Source organism: Streptomyces sp. FH025 (genome assembly GCF_017427025.1).
Taxonomy (GTDB): Bacteria; Actinomycetota; Actinomycetes; order Streptomycetales; family Streptomycetaceae; genus Kitasatospora.
Genome location: NZ_JAFLNG010000901.1, coordinates 1 through 2,615, shown reverse-complemented (window position 1 = coordinate 2,615; position 2,615 = coordinate 1). Strand labels below are relative to the sequence as shown.

Genomic DNA, 2,615 nt, shown 5'->3' with positions numbered 1-2,615 from the left:
TGGGCGACACCATGATCCCGGTCGCGACGGCCGTGGCGATGCTCGCCCTCGGCTTCGGGGTGGGCGCCGTCGGCGTCGCGCTGGGCGCCTGGATGGGGGCGTTCGCCCTGTTCGTGGTGTTCGGCGGAGTGTTTGCCGACCGGTTCCACCCCCGGCCGCAGATGATCGCCGCGGACGCGCTGCGCTGCGCGGTCCAGGCCGGCCTCGCGGTCCTCCTCTGGCTCGGCCACCCGCCGCTGTGGCTGCTGGTCGCCGCGTCGGTGCTCGGCGGGCTCGCCACCGCGATGTTCCAGCCGGGCCTGACCAGCCTGGTGCCCCAGGTCGCCGCCGACCCGCAGCAGGCCAACGGCGTGCTGCGGGTCAGCCAGGGCGTCGCCACCATGGCCGGCCCGGCGCTCGCCGGCACCCTGGTCGCCGCGGTCTCCCCGGCCTCGGTCTTCGCGGCGACGGCGGCCACCTTCGTGCTCAGCGGGCTCTGCCTGGCGGCCCTGCGGCTGCCGCACGTCGAACCCGACCGCACCGCCTCCACCCTGGAGAACCTGCGCGAGGGCTGGACGGCGTTCCGCTCCCGCTCCTGGCTCTGGTCGGTGATCCTGATCTGGTGGGTCCTCGGCGTCTCGGTCTGGGGCCCGATCACCCCGGTCGGCGCGGTCTCCATCATCGACGCCCACGGCAAGGCGGCCTTCGGCTGGGCGGAGAGCGCCTTCGGCGTCGGCTGCGTGCTCGGCGGCCTCGTCGCGATCCGGCTGCGCCCGGCCCGGCCGCTGTTCGGCGGGGCGGTGGCGATGCTGGTCTTCCCGCTGATGCCGCTGTCCGCCGCCCTGGTGCCTCCGGTGCCGCTACTGATGCTCGGCTACCTGATCAGCGGCATCGGGTGGGCGTTCTGGGGCGTCCAGTGGGCGACCTCCGTCCAGACCCAGATCCCGGAGGACAAGCTCAACCGGGTCGCCGCGTACGAGATCGCCGGATCCATCCTGGCCGTCCCGCTCGGCCAGGCCGTCGCCGGGCCCGCCAGCGACCTCGTCGGCGTGCACCGGCTGCTGTTCCTCGGCGCCCTGGTCAGCCTGGGCTGCGTCCTCGCCCTGCTCGCCGTCCGGCCCGTCCGCCGACTGCCCCGGGCCGCCGGCTGAACCGGAACGCCGACGGAACGGGAGCGGAGGGATCCCGGCCCCACACCCGGCCCCACACCCGGCAACACCACGCACCCCCACCCACGACAGGAGACCGTCCATGCGCCACCGCCTGACGGTGATCGGCAGCGGCTACCTCGGCATCACCCACGCCGCCTGCATGGCCGAACTCGGCCACCAGGTCCTCGGACTGGACATCGACGAGGACCGGGTCCGCCGCCTCAACCAGGGCGAACTGCCCATCCACGAGAAGGGGTTGGAGGATCTGCTGCGCCGCAACCTGGCCGCCGGCCGCCTGCGCTTCGGCACCGACCCGAAGGAGGCCGCAGACTTCGGCGACCTGCACTTCCTCTGCCTCGGCACCCCCCAGCGCAAGGACTCCGGAGCCGCCGACCTCTCCCAACTCGACGCCGCCGTGGACGCCCTGGCCCCGCACCTCGACCGGCCCTGCCTGGTCGTCGGCAAGTCCACCGTCCCGGTCGGCACGGCCGAGCGGCTGGCCGCGCGGCTCACCGCCCTGGCGCCCGCCGGGGAGGCGGCCGAACTCGCCTGGAACCCGGAGTTCCTGCGCGAGGGCCACGCCGTGCAGGACACCCTGGCGCCCGACCGGATCGTGTTCGGGGTGCGCCCCGGCCGGGCCGAGGGCCTGCTGCGCGACCTGTACGAGCCGCTGGGCGACATCCCGACCGTGGTCACCGACTACGCCACCGCCGAACTGGTCAAGGTCGCCGCGAACGCCTTCCTGGCGACCAAGATCTCGTACATCAACGCGATCGCCGAGGTCTGCGAGGCGGCCGGTGCCGACGTGGTGCGGCTGGCCGACGCGCTGGGGTACGACGACCGGATCGGCCGGCGCTTCCTCGCCGCGGGGCTCGGCTTCGGCGGCGGCTGCCTGCCCAAGGACATCCGGGCCTTCGTCGCCCGCGCCGAGGAGTTGGGCGCCGGCGAGTCGCTGGAGTTCCTGCGGCAGGTGGACGCGATCAACCTGCGCCGCCGCACCCGGGCCGTGGACCACGCCCGCGAACTGGCCGGCGGCTCCTTCACCGGCCGCAACGTCGCCGTGCTCGGCGCCGCCTTCAAACCCGAGTCGGACGACATCCGCGACTCGCCCGCGCTCGACGTCGCCACGGCGATCGCCCGCGAGGGCGGGCAGGTCTCGGTGTACGACCCGGCGGCCCTGGACAACGCCCGCAAGGCCCGCCCCGACCTGGGCTACGCCTCCTCCGCCGCGGATGCCGCCCGCGGGGCCCACGTGGTGCTGCTGCTCACCGAGTGGCGCGAGTTCGTGGAGCTCGACCCGGCGGCCCTGGGTGAGGAGGCCGCCGTCCGCGCCGTCGTCGACGCCCGCAACGTCCTGGACCCGGAAGCGTGGCGCGCGGCCGGCTGGACGTACCGCTCGCTCGGCCGCCGCTGACCGGCGCAGGCGCACGACCGGCCGCTCCGTCCCCGCCTCGGCGCGCCCGCCCGCCCGGACGCGAAGCGGCA

General features: G+C 75.1%; 2 protein-coding genes. Both read left to right on the top strand.

Annotated elements, in window-relative coordinates:
- The coding region (locus J0670_RS35440; protein WP_207816691.1) for an MFS transporter at positions 1-1,130 on the top strand (1,130 nt) is incomplete at its 5' end.
- 100 nt (positions 1,131-1,230) lie between these two features.
- On the top strand, positions 1,231-2,544 hold the full coding sequence (locus J0670_RS35435; protein ID WP_207816689.1) for a UDP-glucose/GDP-mannose dehydrogenase family protein: 1,314 nt from the start codon (positions 1,231-1,233) through the stop codon (positions 2,542-2,544).
- Positions 2,545-2,615: the final 71 nt, after the last annotated feature.